This is a genomic window from Pseudomonas sp., assembly GCF_050739995.1.
Lineage (GTDB): Bacteria > Pseudomonadota > Gammaproteobacteria > Pseudomonadales > Pseudomonadaceae > Aquipseudomonas.
In genome coordinates this window covers 1-16,706 of sequence record NZ_JBOICG010000148.1, presented here as the reverse complement: position 1 = coordinate 16,706, position 16,706 = coordinate 1, and the positions used below count along the sequence as shown (strand labels likewise).

15 protein-coding genes are annotated in these 16,706 nt (G+C 59.7%); 11 read left to right on the top strand and 4 right to left on the bottom strand.

What is annotated here, in order from left to right; translation table 11 throughout:
* Positions 1 to 406: hypothetical protein (locus ACRESD_RS05250; RefSeq protein WP_431749954.1), on the top strand; the 406-nt coding region annotated here is incomplete at its 5' end.
* Here ACRESD_RS05250 and ACRESD_RS05245 read toward each other — a convergent pair.
* Positions 403 to 870 carry a TIGR02444 family protein gene (locus ACRESD_RS05245; protein WP_431749953.1) on the bottom strand — a complete coding sequence of 156 codons (468 nt, stop codon included), beginning with the start codon at positions 868 to 870 and terminating at the stop codon, positions 403 to 405. The genes ACRESD_RS05250 and ACRESD_RS05245 overlap by 4 nt on opposite strands.
* Before the next feature lie 50 nt (positions 871 to 920).
* Between ACRESD_RS05245 and ACRESD_RS05240 the strand changes: the two genes are divergently transcribed.
* From ACRESD_RS05240 to ACRESD_RS05225, 4 genes are all read left to right on the top strand, one after another.
* Positions 921 to 2,831, top strand: a complete 1,911-nt coding sequence (locus ACRESD_RS05240; RefSeq protein ID WP_431749952.1) for an ATP-binding cassette domain-containing protein — start codon at positions 921 to 923, stop codon at positions 2,829 to 2,831.
* The gene (locus tag ACRESD_RS05235; protein ID WP_431749951.1) at positions 2,831 to 3,385 is read left to right on the top strand and encodes a mechanosensitive ion channel domain-containing protein; all 555 of its coding nucleotides are present in this window, start codon (positions 2,831 to 2,833) and stop codon (positions 3,383 to 3,385) included. The genes ACRESD_RS05240 and ACRESD_RS05235 overlap by 1 nt, the downstream gene beginning before the upstream one ends.
* 70 nt (positions 3,386 to 3,455) lie before the next feature.
* Entirely contained in the window at positions 3,456 to 4,088 is a 633-nt protein-coding gene (locus ACRESD_RS05230) for a LysE family transporter (RefSeq protein WP_431749950.1), read from the top strand.
* A gap of 268 nt (positions 4,089 to 4,356) precedes the next feature.
* The gene (locus tag ACRESD_RS05225; RefSeq protein WP_431749949.1) at positions 4,357 to 6,252 is read left to right on the top strand and encodes an FTR1 family protein; all 1,896 of its coding nucleotides are present in this window, start codon (positions 4,357 to 4,359) and stop codon (positions 6,250 to 6,252) included.
* 121 nt (positions 6,253 to 6,373) lie between these two features.
* Here ACRESD_RS05225 and elbB read toward each other — a convergent pair whose 3' ends face one another.
* Complete coding sequence (elbB, locus tag ACRESD_RS05220) at positions 6,374 to 7,039, bottom strand: isoprenoid biosynthesis glyoxalase ElbB (protein WP_431749948.1); 666 nt, start codon at positions 7,037 to 7,039, stop codon at positions 6,374 to 6,376.
* Between the two features lie 116 nt (positions 7,040 to 7,155).
* On the opposite strand from elbB, the gene ACRESD_RS05215 reads away from it, so the two are divergent.
* The gene (locus ACRESD_RS05215) at positions 7,156 to 8,391 is read left to right on the top strand and encodes a sterol desaturase family protein (RefSeq protein ID WP_431749947.1); all 1,236 of its coding nucleotides are present in this window, start codon (positions 7,156 to 7,158) and stop codon (positions 8,389 to 8,391) included.
* Here ACRESD_RS05215 and ACRESD_RS05210 read toward each other — a convergent pair.
* Positions 8,372 to 9,019 (bottom strand): DedA family protein, encoded by a 648-nt coding sequence (locus ACRESD_RS05210; protein WP_431749946.1) that lies wholly within the window; start codon positions 9,017 to 9,019, stop codon positions 8,372 to 8,374. The two genes, ACRESD_RS05215 and ACRESD_RS05210, sit on opposite strands and share 20 nt — an antisense overlap.
* A gap of 208 nt (positions 9,020 to 9,227) precedes the next feature.
* On the opposite strand from ACRESD_RS05210, the gene hemB reads away from it, so the two are divergent.
* Complete coding sequence (hemB, locus tag ACRESD_RS05205; protein ID WP_431749945.1) at positions 9,228 to 10,241, top strand: porphobilinogen synthase; 1,014 nt, start codon at positions 9,228 to 9,230, stop codon at positions 10,239 to 10,241.
* Between the two features lie 18 nt (positions 10,242 to 10,259).
* Positions 10,260 to 12,482 (top strand): polyphosphate kinase 1, encoded by a 2,223-nt coding sequence (ppk1, locus tag ACRESD_RS05200; RefSeq protein ID WP_431749944.1) that lies wholly within the window; start codon positions 10,260 to 10,262, stop codon positions 12,480 to 12,482.
* Between the two features lie 131 nt (positions 12,483 to 12,613).
* On the opposite strand, the gene ppx is transcribed toward ppk1, so the two are convergent.
* Positions 12,614 to 14,116, bottom strand: a complete 1,503-nt coding sequence (gene ppx, locus ACRESD_RS05195) for an exopolyphosphatase (RefSeq protein ID WP_431749943.1) — start codon at positions 14,114 to 14,116, stop codon at positions 12,614 to 12,616.
* Positions 14,117 to 14,561: 445 nt separating this feature from the next.
* Between ppx and ACRESD_RS05190 the strand changes: the two genes are divergently transcribed.
* The 3 genes from ACRESD_RS05190 to ACRESD_RS05180 all read left to right on the top strand — a co-directional run.
* A complete protein-coding gene (locus ACRESD_RS05190) occupies positions 14,562 to 15,212 on the top strand; it encodes a DUF1120 domain-containing protein (protein WP_431749942.1) in 651 nt (216 codons plus the stop codon).
* Between the two features lie 130 nt (positions 15,213 to 15,342).
* The gene (locus ACRESD_RS05185; RefSeq protein WP_431749955.1) at positions 15,343 to 16,044 is read left to right on the top strand and encodes a fimbria/pilus chaperone family protein; all 702 of its coding nucleotides are present in this window, start codon (positions 15,343 to 15,345) and stop codon (positions 16,042 to 16,044) included.
* Positions 16,045 to 16,051: 7 nt separating this feature from the next.
* On the top strand, positions 16,052 to 16,706 hold a 655-nt coding region (locus tag ACRESD_RS05180; RefSeq protein WP_431749941.1), incomplete at its 3' end, for a FimD/PapC N-terminal domain-containing protein.

Genomic DNA, 16,706 nt, shown 5'->3' with positions numbered 1-16,706 from the left:
TGCTAGAACCGCTGCTGCAAAACCAGCCGCCAAGCCAACTGCTAAAACTGCTGCTGCAAATCCGGCCGCCAAGCCAGTTGCTAAAACTGCTGCTGCAAAACCAGCCGCCAAGCCAGTTGCTAAAACTGCTGCTGCGAAACCAGCCGCTAAGCCAACTGCCAAACCTGCTGCTGCAAAACCAGCCGCTAAGCCAGTTGCCAAACCTGCTGCTGCGAAACCGGCCGCCAAGCCAGCTGCGAAACCTGCTGCTGCAAAACCAGTTGCCAAGCCAGCTGCCGCAAAACCGGCCCCGGCCAAGCCTGCAGTCGCCGCTGCCACTCCGGCGGCATCCACCGCTTCAACCGCACCGGCTAGCAGCACCCCTGCACCGGTAGCGCCAAGCACCACTCCAACCAGCGCTTCCTAAGTGTTGGTGACCACGACGCGCAGTTGCTGCAGCGCGTCGTGGTCAAGGTTGGCGGCATCCTCAGCCGCCAATCCTTCCAGCCATGGCTGGTGACTCACTTGCGCCTCTGTCGACCATTGCAGTGACAACGTTCCCAGGCGTACCAACAGCTCGCGTTCCGCCTCCAACTCCAGGACTTTGATCCGCTCGCGTAATGTCGCCAACGGCTTATCCTGCTGCGCCAACACGCGCCATTGCATGCGCACCTGCCGCAACGGTTCAACCACCTGTGCCTGCCAAGGCCCGGCGATCTGTTTCAGCGCCCGAATTCGCTCGGCGCTCACCACTATGCCGCGCTGTTCCAGCCACGCCCCGCAAAGCAACAGGCACACATCCGCTCCCTGTTCCTGCAAGCGCAGACAAGCGGCTTCGACACCCGGGCGGGCGTAAGTCGAGAGGGCAAAGCTCCACAGGTCAGCGCACATATTCACACCCAAGCCAGCGGCCAACGAAGCTGGTAGACTCCGCCGCCATTATGATCCGACTTCAAAGCCTAACATTACAGCGTGGCCCGCAGCGTCTTCTTGAAGACGCCGAGCTGACCCTGCACGCCGGTCACAAAGCCGGCCTGATCGGTGCCAACGGCGCCGGCAAATCCACGTTGTTTGCCCTGTTGCTGGGTGAGCTGACCCCGGATTCCGGAGACTGCTTGCTGCCGGCCGACTGGCGCATCGCTCATATGCGCCAGGAGATCGACACCCTGGACCGCATCGCGATTGACTACGTACTCGATGGCGACCTGCGTCTGCGCCAGGTGCAACACGACCTGGCCGAGGCCGAGAAAGCCCAGGACGGTGCCGCCCAGGCCCGTCTGCACGCGGAACTCGACAGTGCCGACGGCTACACCGCCGACGCCCGTGCCCGCAAAATGCTCGCCGGCCTTGGCTTTACCAACGAACAGATGGACCGCCCCGTCGCCGACTTCTCCGGTGGCTGGCGCATGCGCCTGAACCTGGCCCAGGCGCTGATGTGCCCGTCCGACCTGTTGCTGCTCGATGAACCGACCAACCACTTGGACCTGGATGCGATCCTGTGGCTGGAAGACTTCCTCAAGAGCTATCAGGGCACCTTGTTGCTGATTTCCCACGATCGGGATTTCCTCGACGCCGTGGTCGATAACATCGCCCACGTCGAACAGAAGAAAATCACCCTCTACCGCGGCGGCTACACCGCGTTCGAGCGTGCACGCGCCGAGCGCCTGGCCCAACAGCAACAAGCCTACGAGAAGCAGCAGGCGCAGCGCGCGCACATGGAAAGCTATATCGCTCGGTTCAAGGCCCAAGCCACCAAGGCACGTCAGGCCCAAAGCCGGATCAAGGCCCTGGAGCGCATGGAGGAGCTGTCGGCGGCCCACGTCGATTCACCGTTCGACTTCGTGTTCCGCGAGTCGGCGAAGATTTCCAGCCCGCTGCTGGACCTTTCGGATGCGCGCCTGGGTTATGGCGACAAAACCATCCTTGAGAAGGTCAAGCTGCAGCTCACGCCGGGTGCGCGCATTGGTTTGCTCGGCCCTAACGGCGCGGGCAAGTCGACGCTGATCAAGAACCTGTCTGGGGAACTATCGCCTTTGGCGGGGCGTTTGACCCGTGGCGAGAACACCGTGGTGGGCTACTTCGCCCAACATCAACTGGACTCCCTGGACGCCAAGGCCAGCCCATTATTGCACCTGCAACGCCTGGCACCGACCGAGCGCGAGCAAACGCTGCGCGACTTCCTCGGTGGTTTTGACTTCCGCGGTGCGCGTATCGACGAGCCAGTATTGAATTTCTCGGGTGGCGAAAAAGCCCGCCTGGCCCTGGCGTTGATCGCCTGGGATCGCCCAAACCTGCTACTGCTCGACGAACCGACCAACCACCTCGATCTGGAAATGCGCCTGGCGCTGACCATGGCCCTGCAGGAATTCAGCGGTGCGGTACTGGTGGTATCTCACGATCGCCACTTGCTCAAGAGCACTACCGACAACTTCCTGTTGGTGGCGGACGGCAAAGTCGAGGAGTTCGACGGCGACCTTGACGACTACGCACGCTGGCTCACGGACTACCGCCTGCGCAACGCGCCTGTCAGCAACACCCCGGTGAACCCGGACAAGACCGACAAGAAGGCCCAACGCCAGGCCGCTGCTGCGCTGCGCCAGCAGTTGGCGCCGCACAAGCGTGAAGCCGACAAGCTGGAAACCGAGTTGGGCAAGGTGCACGAGCGCCTGGCCAAGATCGAAGCCAGCCTGGGCGATAGCGCCGTATACGAAGCCGCCCGCAAGGACGAACTACGTGACTTGTTAGCCGAGCAAGCCAAGCTCAAAGTAAGCGAAGGACAGTTGGAAGAGGCTTGGATGGAAGCGCTCGAACTACTGGAAACCTTGCAAGCGGAGTTGGAGGCGTTGTCCTGATGGAAGCGCTGCAATTGCCGTTACCGGCGCAATGGGTCGAGCCTGTGTGGATTGGCGTGCAAATCCTGCTGATCCTGTTGGCCGGCTACCTCACCCAGCGTTTTGTTGCCAAAGGCCTGACGCGCCTGGGCGAGCGCTATCCGTTTCCACCGCAGTTGCTGATGCCTCTGCGCGGCGGTTTGCGCTGGTTGATCATGGGCAGTGCGCTGATCTTCGTGCTGGGCCGCCTGGGCGTTTCCGCAACGGTGCTGTGGACGGCGCTGTCGGGGTTTGTCGCGGTGGCCGCCGTGGCGTTCTTTGCCATGTGGTCGGTGCTGTCCAACCTACTGTGCGCGATTTTGATCTTCACTGTCGGGCCGTTTCGCCTGGGTGACATCGTCGAGCTGGTGGACACCCTCGACAAGCCGGGCGTGAAGGGGCGTGTCGTAGCGATCAACCTGCTCTACACCACACTGATCGAGTTGGAAGAAGCAGGAACCAACAGTGCGATGGTGCAGGTGCCCAACAGTTTGTTCTTCCAACGCTCGGTGCGACGCTGGAACGGCCCTGCATAGAATTTTATAGCCAGGCCTCGGTGCTCGGAGTTAGCTTAGCGCTTACGGCGAATTTGAAACGAGGTGTGTAATGGCACTCGATACATGGCTGGCCTTTTTCCTGGCCAGTTGGATCATCTCCCTTTCCCCTGGCGCAGGCGCCATTGCCTCGATGTCCAGCGGCCTGCAATACGGTTTTGTGCGAGGCTACTGGAACGCCTTGGGCCTGCAAATTGGCCTGGCGATGCAGATAGCCGTGGTCGCGGGCGGCCTGGGTGCCATTCTGGCGACGTCTTCTACCGCCTTCTATGCGATCAAATGGTTTGGCGTAGCGTACCTGGTGTACCTGGCGATCAAACAATGGCGCGCCTTGCCGATGGACATGACCGATGACGTGGCGGTGCGCCCGATCGGCAAGCCACTGGCGATGATGTTCCGCGGTTTCCTGGTCAACGCCAGCAACCCCAAGGCATTGGTGTTCATGCTGGCGGTGTTGCCACAGTTCGTGAACCCGCAGGCGCCGTTGCTGATCCAGTACCTGATCCTGGGCGCGACGATGATCTGTGTCGACATGATCGTGATGGCGGGCTACACGGGGCTGGCGTCGAAAGTCCTGCGCCTGTTGCGTACGCCGAAGCAGCAGAAACGCGTGAACCGTACGTTTGCCGGGTTGTTCGTGGGGGCGGCGGGTTTCCTCGCCAGCCTGCATCGCGCAACCGCTTGAACTGAAGAAATGGGATTAAAAATGTGGGAGGGGGCAATCCCCCTCCCACATTGGTTTTGTGTTGTGTGAACGTTCGAGTATCAGCGCAATATCTTCTGCGCTTCACTACCCGCAGCCGGTTCAGGCTGACGCGCCCGTCATGGGCAATGCAATGGTTTTTGATGCTGCAAAAACCCCGTCTTCGCAAACACCAAGTCACTAACGCCTTGAGTCAAACCCTCTAAGGCTTAACAATGTGTTACTTCGTATTTCCCTTTGAGATTCATTCATGATTGCCCCCATCCGTTTTCTCGCCTGGCTGATAGTGCCGGCGCTGATGTCGTGCAGCTTCAATCTGCTGGCCGCGACTGCCGAGGGCGCGCCTCAAGCCCTGCATTTGCTGGATTACATCGGCGCCGACTACCCCCCGACAGTGGAAGCGGGCAAGGTGGTTGATGAGTCGGAATACCGCGAACAGGTCGAGTTTCTGGGGGTACTGCAAGGCTTGGTGGCGCAGTTGCCGGAACGGCCTGAGCGCGCCGAGTTGGTCAAAGGTGTCGATGAGTTGCTGGCGTCAGTCACCGCCCATGAAGACGGTGTGACTGTCGCCCATCAAGCCCGTCAATTGGGCGCCAAGCTGGCGGTGGCCTATGAAGTCAGCCAGGCGCCGGCCATCACGCCCGATCCAACGCGGGGTGAGCCGCTTTACGCCCAGCACTGTTCGGTGTGCCATGGCACTGTCGGCGCCGGTGACGGTCCGGCCAGCGTGGGCATGACCCCGCCACCCGCCAACCTGCGCGATGCCCTACGCCTGGACCGCTTGAGTCTTTACGCGATCTACAACACCCTTGGCCTGGGTGTCGAAGGCACTGACATGCCGTCCTTCGCCGACCAACTGGATGACCGTCAGCGTTGGGACCTGGCCACCTACATCGCCGGTTTCACGGCCGATCCGGCTGCCGCCAAAAGCGAGCAAGTGTTCAACCTTGCTGATCTGGCTCGCCAGACTCCCAATGAGGTGCTGGCTGCACAGGGCCCCGCTGTCGCCGCAACTTTCCGCGCACAACGCGCGCAACCGCCGCAGGTCAAGCGAGGCCCTGCACAGTTGCTCGATTACACCGCTGCCACCTTGGATAAAAGCCTCGCCGCGTTCCGCAACGGGGACCACGAGCAAGCGTACGACCTGTCGGTAGCGGCTTACCTGGAGGGCTTCGAGCTGGTGGAAAGCTCCCTGGACAACGTCGATGCCAACGTACGCAAGGACACCGAGAAAGCCCTGATGGCCTATCGGCAGTCGTTGCAGGACGGTTTACCGATCGAGCAGGTGCAACAGCGCCTGGACGTGGCCAAGGGCAAGCTCACTGAGTCTGCCGGCCTGCTGGGCGGCGACGGCCTGAGCTGGTCATTGAGTTACATCTCGGGCCTGCTGATCCTGCTGCGCGAAGGCCTGGAAGCCATCCTGGTGTTGGCGGCGATCCTCGCCTTCCTGCGTAACACCGGTCAGCAATCGGCAGTGCGCAGCGTCAACGTGGGTTGGGGCTTGGCGCTATTGGCCGGCCTGGGTACCTGGGCGTTGGCGGCGTATGTGATTGACGTCAGCGGCGCCCAGCGCGAATTGCTTGAAGGTTGCACCGCGTTGTTCGCCAGCGTGATGGTGTTGTGGCTGGGCGTGTGGATGCACGACCGCCGTCACGCGGCAGCCTGGCAGGACTACATCAAGAGCAGCCTGGTAGGTGGTGGCGGGCGATTTGGTTTTGCCGTGCTGGCGTTCTTCTCGGTGTATCGCGAACTGTTCGAGGTGATCCTGTTCTACGAGACCCTGTGGCTGCAAGCAGGTCCCGCCGGGCACAACGCGGTGTTGGCCGGTGGCGCCACGGCACTGGTGCTGTTGGTGGGCCTGGCCTGGGTGATCCTGCGTGGTTCTGCGAAGTTGCCGCTTGCGTTGTTCTTCGGGATCAACGCGGCACTGTTGTGTGCGCTGTCGGTGGTGTTCGCCGGGCATGGTGTAAAGGCGTTGCAGGAAGCGGGCATCTTCGGCACCCGGCCGGTGGCGTTTTTTGACTTCGACTGGTTGGGCATTCATGCCGATGCGTATTCGTTGAGTGCTCAGGCCGTGGCGATCCTGGCGATTGTGGTGCTCTATGGCCGCAGCCGCCTCGCCGAGAAGCGGCGAGTTACGGCTTAAGCCAAGCGGGCACGGACCCAATGTAGGGAGGGCCGCGAAGACGGTGCGTCATTCAGCACATCAGGGACTGAACCACCGTATTCGCGGGCAAGCCCGTTCCCACATGTTTGAATGCGGTGAGTCAGTCGTTTTCGTGAGTCAGCTCCAGCACCCGGTCCACTAATTTGTTAATGCCGGAAGCGACCTCACTGATACGTTTGCCAAGCATATAGGCCGGCGTGCTCACCAGTTTGCGCGCCTTGTCCTCAACGATATCTTCCACCGAGCATTCCTGGTGGGTGGCACCCATCTTGTCCAGGGCTGCTGCCGTGTCGGGACAGTTGCCGATGGTGCAGGTCACGCCAGGGCCGTAGATTTTCGCGGCCAGGGCAGGGGAGATGCAGATCAGCCCCACCGGCTTTCCAGCCTCGGCAAAGGCTTCCGCCAGTTCCAGCAACTGCGGGTTGACGCTGCAACCGGCGCCTTCCACGGCAAAGTTCGACAGGTTCTTGGCCGCACCAAACCCGCCAGGCACGATCAGCGCATCAAAGTCGTCGACGCTCGCTTCGCGAATGTCTTTCACCTCACCTCGGGCAATACGCGCCGACTCCACCAGCACATTGCGGGACTCGGGCATCTCTTCGCCGGTCAGGTGGTTGATCACATGCAGTTGCGCGATATCCGGGGCAAAACATTGGACCTGAGCACCACGTTGGTCCAGGCGTAGCAGGGTGATCACGCTTTCATGGATCTCTGCGCCGTCGTATACGCCACAGCCGGAAAGGATCACTGCAATCTTTTTGCTCATGAGTATTTCTCCCTATTTCGTGGCGTTAAATGTCTACTAATTTGTCACCTGTTGCCAATGGGATCTCCTGCCGCTACACCTAATCTTGATGTAACAAAAACACATCGGACTAGCCCATGGACTTCGTGCCTTACGCGGTACCGTTTTTCATCGCCTTGATTGTGATCGAGCTGCTCGCCGACCGTTGGCGCGGTGCGCGCAATTATCGGGTGGCAGATGCCATCAACAGCCTCAGCACCGGTGTGCTGTCCACCACCACGGGGCTTCTGACCAAAGGCGTGGGGTTGCTGACTTACGCTTTCGCCCTCAAGCACCTGGCACTGATCGAGCTGTCGGCCCAGAGCGTGTGGACCTGGGTGTTCGCCTTTGTGTTCTACGACTTCTGTTACTACTGGCTCCATCGCATGGGGCATGAGCGCAATATCCTGTGGGCCGCGCACTCTGTGCACCATCAAAGCGAGGACTACAACCTCACTACCGCACTGCGACAGACCAGCACCGGCTTTCTGCTGAGCTGGATCTTCTATCTACCCCTGGCCGTACTCGGCGTGCCGCTGGTGGTGTTTATCAGCGTGGCGTCGCTCAACCTGCTGTACCAGTTCTGGGTACACACCCGGCATGTGCCCAAGCTCGGCTGGTTCGAGTGGTTCTTCGTCACACCCTCCAACCATCGTGCCCACCATGCGCAGAACGCGCTCTACATGGATCGCAACTACGGTGGGGTGTTCATTATTTGGGACCGATTGTTCGGTTCCTTTCAAGAAGAAGACGATAACGAACCGGTGATCTTTGGCGTCACCACACCCCTGGCCAGTTGGAACCCGCTGTGGGCCAACCTGCAGTTTTATGCACAGCTCTGGAACGATGCCCGGCGTACTGAGCGTTGGTGGGACAAGCTGCGCATCTGGTTCATGCGCACCGGCTGGCGTCCCGCAGACGTGAAGGCGAAGTACCCGATGGCCAAGCATGACCTGAGCCAGTTCCGCAAATTCGAAGTGCCGCTGGACACACGCCAGCAGGTCTACGTCGCCCTGCAATTTGCGGCGTATGTCGGGTTTGGCAGTTATCTGATGAATTTCGGCGAGGGGTTGCCCACGGCAGCGCTGATCCTGGGGTGGACTGTCATGGCGCTGGGGCTGTTTACCTTGGGTGTGGCCCTGGAGAATCGCCCTTGGGCGCTCAAGGCCGAGTGGGTGCGCCTGGGGCTGAATGTGCCGTTGGTGTGGCTGGCGCCACTGGTCGGGTTGTGGCCCGCCAGCAGTCTGGGCTGGCTGGGCCTGGGAAGTTACAGTCTGCTGAGTGTGATCGGCCTCTACTGTTGCAGAGACCGGCTTACTCGGTTGGCGTCTTAGGCGCGTCAGCCTTGGCGGGCTCGGCCAGTTGCGTTTCGGCCAGCCGGGCTTTGGCTTCGGCGCAGGCCAGGCGAGTGGCGCGTGCGTTCTTGATACGGCGCCGTAGCCACAGGGCAAAGCCCAGTACCAGCAGGGCACCCAGTACCCAGAGCTCATACTTCTTGACGCTGCCGAGCATACCTTCCAGCACCGCTCCGAAGTGGTACGCCGCCGCGCCCAAAGCTGCAGCCCAGACCGCAGCACCAATGCCGTTGAGGATCAGGTAACGCAATGGCGGGTAGCCGGACAGGCCGATCGCCACGGGCATTACCGTGCGCAGTCCGTAGACGAAGCGGAAGCTCAGCACCCAGATATCCGGGTGCTTGCGGATATGTTCCAGGGCCTTGTCGCCCATCAATTGCCAGCGCGGTTTGCGCGCCAACAGTTTGCGGCCGTGTTTGCGCCCCAGGAAATACCACAACTGGTCACCGGCGTAGCTGCCGAAAAAGGCAACCACCACCACCAGGTTGATATCCATGTACCCACGGAACGCCAAGAAGCCTGCGAGAACCAAGATGGTCTCACCTTCGAAGAACGTGCCCAGGAAGAGCGCAAAGTAGCCGAAGTCATGCAGAAATTGTTGAAGCATGGTCTGGGGTGCTGGCGAAATGAACGCGCAGCCTACGCCTTCGTGAACATTCATGAAAGTATCGAGATGTGTCACGAAGTGAACAATTCCTCGATAAACGACGAATGCGACTACAGGTCGCATCGATAAGCACAACTGTCATTCCTTCGTCATAATGGCCGCTTATAACTGCAACGCTCGCCCGTAAACGCGGGCTCAGGAGTCTGTCGTGAGCTTTACCCCTGCCAATCGCCTGTTTCCCGCTACCCGCCTGCGTCGCAATCGCCGTGATGATTTCTCCCGCCGTCTGGTACGTGAAAATGTACTGACGACGAATGATTTGATTCTGCCGGTGTTTGTGTTGGACGGTGAAAATCGTCGGGAAGCGGTAGCGTCGATGCCGGGGGTGGAGCGCTTGACCATTGATTTGCTGCTTGAAGAAGCAGCCGGTTGGGTCGAGCTGGGGATTCCGGCGTTGGCGCTGTTCCCCGTGACCCCGTCTGAACTCAAGAGCCTGGACGCTGCCGAAGCCTGGAACCCGGATGGGATCGCCCAGCGCGCCACGCGGGCCCTGCGTGAGCGTTTCCCGGAACTGGGCGTGATCACCGACGTGGCCCTGGACCCGTTCACCACCCACGGGCAGGATGGCATTCTTGACGAAGAAGGCTATGTTCAGAACGACATCACCGTCGACGCACTGGTCAAGCAGGCGCTGTCCCATGCAGCCGCAGGCGCCCAGGTGGTCGCGCCATCGGACATGATGGACGGCCGCATCCAGGCGATCCGCGAAGCCCTGGAGCTGGCCGGCCACGTCAACGTGCGGATCATGGCCTACTCGGCCAAATATGCCAGCGCCTACTACGGCCCGTTTCGCGATGCGGTGGGTTCGGCCCTTAACTTGGGCAAGGCCAACAAGGCGTCATATCAGATGGACCCAGCCAACAGCCATGAGGCATTGCACGAAGTGGCAGCCGACCTGGCTGAAGGCGCCGATATGGTGATGGTCAAGCCCGGGATGCCGTACCTCGACATCCTTTATCGGGTCAAAGAAGAATTCAAGGTGCCGACCTTTGTCTATCAGGTCAGCGGTGAATACGCCATGCACATGGCCGCGATCCAGAATGGTTGGTTGAGTGAAGGGGTGATCCTCGAATCCCTGACAGCCTTTAAACGTGCTGGCGCTGATGGCATTCTGACTTACTTCGCCGCCCGCGCTGCCCAATTGCTTAGAGAGCAACAATAGCCCTCACAGGAACACTCGATGAATACCGAAGGACTCACAGACGTTGCCGTAAAAGACGCTCACCCGGTGGTTGAACAAGTCAGCGAAACCCCGCCGGAGATGGAGCCCGCCGCGCCTGCCGTGGTGGCCGAAGCGCCCGTGCCGGCCCCGGTGGCCGCCGTGACCAACCTGGATGACAGCAGCCTGTACATCCACCGCGAGCTGTCACAACTGCAATTCAACATCCGCGTGCTGGAGCAGGCGCTGGATGAGTCCTACCCGTTGCTGGAGCGGCTGAAATTCCTGCTGATCTTCTCCAGCAACCTGGACGAGTTCTTCGAAATCCGTGTCGCCGGCCTCAAGAAGCAAATCACGTTCGCCCGTGAACAAGCCGGCGCCGACGGCCTGCAGCCGCATCAGGCCTTGGCTCGCATCAGCGAACTGGTGCACGGCCATGTGGACCGCCAGTACGCGATTCTCAACGACATCCTGCTGCCGGAACTGGAAAAACATCAGGTCCGCTTCATCCGTCGTCGTCACTGGACTGCCAAGATCAAGACTTGGGTGCGTCGCTATTTCCGCGATGAGATCGCGCCGATCATCACCCCGATCGGTCTCGACCCGACGCACCCGTTCCCATTGCTGGTGAACAAGAGCCTGAACTTCATCGTCGAACTGGAAGGCATTGACGCCTTCGGCCGCGATTCGGGCCTGGCGATCATCCCCGCGCCGCGCTTGTTGCCACGGATCATCAAGGTACCGGAAGAGGTGGGTGGGCCTGGCGACAATTATGTATTCCTGTCGTCGATGATCCATGCACACGCCGATGACTTGTTCCAGGGTATGAAGGTCAAGGGTTGCTACCAGTTCCGCCTGACCCGCAACGCCGACCTGGCGCTGGACTCCGAAGACGTCGAAGACTTGGCCCGTGCCCTGCGCGGCGAGCTGTTCTCGCGGCGCTATGGTGATGCCGTGCGTCTGGAAGTGGCTGACACCTGCCCGAAACACCTGTCGGACTACCTGCTCAAGCAGTTCAACCTGGGCGAGACCGAGTTGTACCAGGTCAATGGCCCGGTGAACTTGACGCGTCTGTTCAGCATCACCGGCCTGGACAGCCACCCGGAGCTGCAATACACGCCGTTCACGCCGCAAATCCCGAAGCTGCTGCAAAACAGCGAGAACATTTTCAGCGTGGTGAGCAAGCAGGACATCCTGCTGCTGCACCCGTTCGAGTCCTTCACCCCGGTGGTCGACCTGCTGCGCCAGGCCGCCAAGGACCCACACGTACTGGCTGTGCGCCAGACCCTGTACCGCTCCGGTGCCAACTCGGAAATCGTTGACGCCTTGGTCGATGCTGCGCGTAACGGCAAGGAAGTCACCGCGGTGATCGAACTGCGGGCGCGCTTCGACGAAGAGTCCAACCTGCAACTGGCCAGCCGCCTGCAAGCAGCCGGTGCGGTCGTGATCTACGGTGTGGTGGGCTTCAAGACCCACGCCAAGATGATGCTGATCCTGCGCCGCGAAGCCGGCGAGATCGTGCGTTACGCTCACCTGGGTACTGGTAACTACCACGCCGGCAACGCCAAGCTCTACACCGACTACAGTCTGCTGACCTCTGACGACGCTTTGTGTGAAGACGTTGGCAAGCTGTTCAGCCAGTTGATCGGCATGGGCAAGACGCTGCGAATGAAGAAGCTGTTGCACGCGCCGTTCACGCTCAAGAAGGGCATGCTCGACATGATTGCCCGCGAGACCCAGTTCGCCCTCGATGGCAAGCCGGCGCACATCATCGCCAAGTTCAACTCGCTGACCGATCCGAAGATCATCCGCGCGCTGTACAAGGCCAGCCAGTCCGGTGTGCGTATTGATCTGGTAGTACGCGGCATGTGCTGCCTGCGCCCAGGCATTGTCGGTGTGTCGCATAACATCCATGTGCGTTCGATCATCGGCCGCTTCCTGGAGCACACGCGGGTGTTCTACTTCCTCAACGGTGGCGAGGAGCAGATGTTCCTCTCCAGTGCCGACTGGATGGAGCGCAACCTCGACAAGCGTGTGGAGACCTGCTTCCCGGTGGAAGGCAAAAAGCTGATCATGCGGGTCAAGAAGGAGCTGGAAAGCTACCTGACCGACAACACCCACAGCTGGAGCCTGCAGTCGGACGGCCGCTACGTACGCAACACGCCAACCGGCAACCAGAACCCGCGCAGTGCGCAGGCGACGTTGCTGGAGAAGCTGGGTAGCCCGATTCTGACGGTGAACTAAAGCCCGACGGGTCTGAAAATGTGGGAGGGGGCTTGCCCCGATGGCGGTGTGTCAGTCACTGGAAACTTTGACTGATCCACAACTATCGGGGGCAAGCCCCCTCCCACATTTTGTTTTGCGGTGTTTTTTGGTTAGCGCAGGTTCAGGCTGAACCCTACCCGCGTCAGCCATTCTGCTTCCTGGCCGAAGTCCGCCTGGGTCAGTTGGTTCTCATCCAGCCAGCCTTTCGGGAACACCACGTCCAGGCTGTCGCCGTTGGCGCGCAGGGTCACCTGGGGCATTTCCTGGGTGCCACGGATGTGATGGAACAGGATCGCAAAGCGCAGCAACACGCACAGGCGTATCAGCTTGATGCCTTCGTCGCCGAATTCGGCGAACTTGTCCTTGGGAATATTGCGACGGTGGCCGCGTACCAGCAGGGCGAGCATCTGTTGGTCTTCGCGGGAGAAACCGGCGAGGTCCGAGTGCTCGATCAGGTAGGCGCCGTGCTTGTGGTAATGGTAGTGGGCGATATCCAGGCCCACTTCATGCACCTTGGCGGCCCAGCCGAGCAGCTCGCGCCACACGCCGTCTTCCAGGTCCCAGTCTTCGGCCACCTGATCGAAGGCATGCAGGGCTTTGCGCTCCACGCGGGCTGCTTGTTCCAGGTCGACGTGGTAGCGCTCCATCAGCGAGCTGAGGGTGCGCTCACGCACGTCCTCGTGATGATGGCGGCCCAGCAGGTCATAGAGCACGCCTTCGCGCAGGGCGCCGTCGCAGTGGTCCATGCGTTGCAGTTCGAGGGCATCGAAGATCGCCTCGAGAATCGCCAGGCCGGCCGGGAAGATGGTGCGGCGGTCGGGTTTGATGCCGTCGAAATCGATCTTTTCGGCATCGCCCAGTTTGAACAGCTTGCGTTTGAGCCATGCCAACCCTTCGGCGTTGACCTCGCCGGTGCCATGGCCGCCGGCTTTCAAGGCCAGGCCAATGGCGCGGATAGTGCCCGACGAACCAATGGCTTCATCCCAAGTCAGGCGGTGCAGGGCGTGCTCGATGCTCATGATCTCCAGCCGCGCCGCCGTATAGGCCTGGGCGTAGCGTGCCGGGGTGATCTTGCCGTCCTTGAAATAGCGCTGGGTATAACTGACGCAACCCATCTGCAGGCTTTCACGCAGCAGCGGTTCGAAACGCTGGCCGATGATGAATTCGGTACTGCCGCCGCCGATGTCTGCCACCAGGCGTTTGCCGGGTGTGTCGGCCAATGTGTGGGAGACGCCGAGGTAGATCAGGCGCGCTTCTTCACGCCCAGAGATGACTTCTACCGGGTGCCCGAGGATTTCCTCGGCGCGATGGATGAATTCGTTGCGGTTACGCGCCTCGCGCAGTGCGTTGGTGCCGACAATTCGCACGGCGCCAGTGGGCATGCCGTTGATCAGTTGCGCAAAACGCTTGAGGCAATCGAGCCCGCGCTGCATGGACTCTTCATTGAGCTGGCGCTCATCGTCGATGCCGGCAGCCAGTTGTACTTTCTCGCCGAGCCGCTCAAGGATACGGATTTCGCCGTTCTGGGCCTTGGCCACGACCATGTGAAAGCTGTTGGAGCCCAGGTCGATGGCGGCGATCAGGGACAGATTCTTGGCTTGGGATTGCGGCATGGTAAGGGGGTCTCGGTCGATAACCCAGCCATCGTGCCACGATCGACCTTTGGTGCCAACGCGTACGGCTTCGGTAATTTTCCTACGGGTGTCTGTGAGGAATTCTTGGGGGATATGTAGGGTGGTTTTCTAAGTTCAAAGAGAATGGTGTTTTATCTTTGTAGGAATTATTAATGATATATTGTAGTTGTGATGCTTATGATTTTGCCTACAAGGTTGAGGTTGTTGGTTTATCGGTTTCGAGTTTAAACCTACCCGGTACTTAGGTTTAGCCCACTTTTTATATTTACCTCCTCCCACAATAATTGGCGTGCTCTCTGATTTATTAGTCAGGTGCCAAAGCTACAGACTGTCATTCGGCAATTCCGCCGTGGTGTTATTTATTTATGGTCGGAATATTGGGCCATCGTAAATACACTTGCTCATTACAGATGACAGGTTGAATATGAAAAAAATGCTTGGTGTGACAGTGGGTGCTCTTTGCTTGGCTGCAAGTATCGGCGCTCATGCAACGAATGTTGCTGAACTGATTGTACGAGGGACTATCAAACCGGTGGCTTGCAATCTTAGCCTCGCCGGTGGTGGCATCGTCGATTACCAGACCATTCCCGCCGCAAACTTGTCGCCGACGCAGTTCACTCCTCTTACAGCGAAAACTGTGGGCTTGAACATCAGTTGCGGCCAAACGCCGGCGCAGTTTCGAGTGGCGCTGACCGACCTGCAATCCGCCAGCAAGGTGACAGGCATCCTCGGTGCCGGGTTCACCGAGGCGCAGAACTACGGCCTGGGCCTCGCCAATGGCAGGCGTACTGGTGGGTACTCCGTTACTCTCAAAAACCTGCAATCGTCCAGCGGGGCCCTGAACCCTATCATGCGCAGCAGTCAGGGGGCTTCTTGGCAGAACAGCGACGGTAAAGTTGCCCAATCGCCTGCCCAGTATTCATGGCGTAGCGGCGCCACTGCGGTACCTGCATCCATCACCAGTCTTACAGGCACGCTTGAAGTGAAAGCCGTTATCAACCGCACGAACGATTTGGACCTGACCCGTGATGTAACGCTGGATGGTCGCACCAGTCTGTCAGTGGATTACATCTAAGTACGTCATTAATAACCGACATGAACGCAAAGGCACTTACCTGTCTCTGTTAAGTGTCGGTTTTTTTAATGTGTGCGTTTATTGGTGTTCGACTTTATGGCTGTGGGGAAAATCGGTGAATGCTCTATCAATAATCCTGAAGTCGTTGTTGCGCTATATAAGCTTGTGCCTTTTTTCGTGTGGTATGGCAGTAGCGGACGGAATGCAGCCCGAAACAACCGTTGTCATTCTGAATGAGGAAGAGGGCGAGGCGACACTTAATGTTAAAAACACGGACCCTGGCCCTGCGTTGCTTCATTCGGTTATACAAAACATACCGGAAGACCTGGAACCCTTGTTGATCGTGACGCCCCCGATTACTAGGGTCGAAGCGGGCGACACTCAACTGGTGCGCTTCATCAGTACCACGAAGAAACCACTCAAGACCCAGCGGCTGAAACGAGTGTCCTTTGAAGGTATCCCCGAGGCACGTGCGCCCGGCGGTGCGACCATTGGTATCACTCTGCGCCAGAGCCTGCCATTGATCCTGCACCCCAAAGGCTTGCCCAGACATGATGCGCCCTGGCAGTTGCTGACCTGGAAGCGTGAAGGGGGTCAGTTGAAGGTCCACAACAACAGCGCTTACGTCGTACGCATGGGGATGGAAGTACAACTGCATCCGCAGGCAAGCGTGGCAACGTTGCCGCGAACCTACATCCTGCCAGGCGAAGTATTGACGCTTGCGTCTGCAGGCCCGGTGGCAGGAGTGGTGGCCGTGGAGATTCACCCGGCCACGGTCTACGGGTTTACGGTGGACAGTTACCGCGCCCCCGTTACGGCTGATGCGGGTTGACGGGCCTATGAAAAAGATCAGGCATACCCGTCGCTCTGCCAATAGCGTGCCAAGCAATGTTTCCCAGGCTCGCTCCAAAATTCTGCTGGGGCTCGCGACGCTCTGGAGTCTGCCAGGTACCAGCGTAGCGGTTGGGCTGGGAGAAGGTTTTGATCTGGCCGCGTTGACCTCCCTTGGGATTGATCCGCAGGTGTCTGAATACTTTCGTAGCGCCGCGCGCTTTCGCGAAGGTGTCCACGTGGTCGGGCTGCGAGTCAATGGCACACCGCTGGGGTTGGTTGACGCCCGTTTCGATTACCAGGGTCAGTTGTGCTTCACCCCCGCGTTACTGGCAAAGGCCGGTTTGGTTACCCCGTCCAGGCTTCTGCGCGAGGGCATCACCCCTGACCAGGCCTGCCATGACTTTGTTGGGGAATATCCGACGACCATGGTGCGGCTGCGCCCCAGTAGCGACGAGGTCACCCTGGTGGTGCCGACCCAATCCCTGCGTGCGCCGGAGTGGGAGGGCGGGAGTTTTTCCGAGGGTGGCACGGCCGCCATCTTCAACTACGACGTATTGGGTTTCGATACCCAGTCGCGCAGTGGGTCAAGTCGTTTCGTGTCGGCCTATACCGAGGCGGGATTCAACCTGGGTAATTGGATTGTTCGCAGCCGTCAGTTTT

Excerpts from the sequence above, each read along its gene's own strand:
- ACRESD_RS05245 (WP_431749953.1), bottom strand. The coding sequence starts at position 870 with ATGTGCGCTGACCTGTGGAGCTTTGCCCTCTCGACTTACGCCCGCCCG.
- ACRESD_RS05240 (WP_431749952.1), top strand. The coding sequence starts at position 921 with ATGATCCGACTTCAAAGCCTAACATTACAGCGTGGCCCGCAGCGTCTT.
- ACRESD_RS05235 (WP_431749951.1), top strand. The coding sequence starts at position 2,831 with ATGGAAGCGCTGCAATTGCCGTTACCGGCGCAATGGGTCGAGCCTGTG.
- ACRESD_RS05230 (WP_431749950.1), top strand. The coding sequence starts at position 3,456 with ATGGCACTCGATACATGGCTGGCCTTTTTCCTGGCCAGTTGGATCATC.
- ACRESD_RS05225 (WP_431749949.1), top strand. The coding sequence starts at position 4,357 with ATGATTGCCCCCATCCGTTTTCTCGCCTGGCTGATAGTGCCGGCGCTG.
- elbB (WP_431749948.1), bottom strand. The coding sequence starts at position 7,039 with ATGAGCAAAAAGATTGCAGTGATCCTTTCCGGCTGTGGCGTATACGAC.
- ACRESD_RS05215 (WP_431749947.1), top strand. The coding sequence starts at position 7,156 with ATGGACTTCGTGCCTTACGCGGTACCGTTTTTCATCGCCTTGATTGTG.
- ACRESD_RS05210 (WP_431749946.1), bottom strand. The coding sequence starts at position 9,019 with ATGCTTCAACAATTTCTGCATGACTTCGGCTACTTTGCGCTCTTCCTG.
- ppk1 (WP_431749944.1), top strand. The coding sequence starts at position 10,260 with ATGAATACCGAAGGACTCACAGACGTTGCCGTAAAAGACGCTCACCCG.
- ppx (WP_431749943.1), bottom strand. The coding sequence starts at position 14,116 with ATGCCGCAATCCCAAGCCAAGAATCTGTCCCTGATCGCCGCCATCGAC.
- ACRESD_RS05190 (WP_431749942.1), top strand. The coding sequence starts at position 14,562 with ATGAAAAAAATGCTTGGTGTGACAGTGGGTGCTCTTTGCTTGGCTGCA.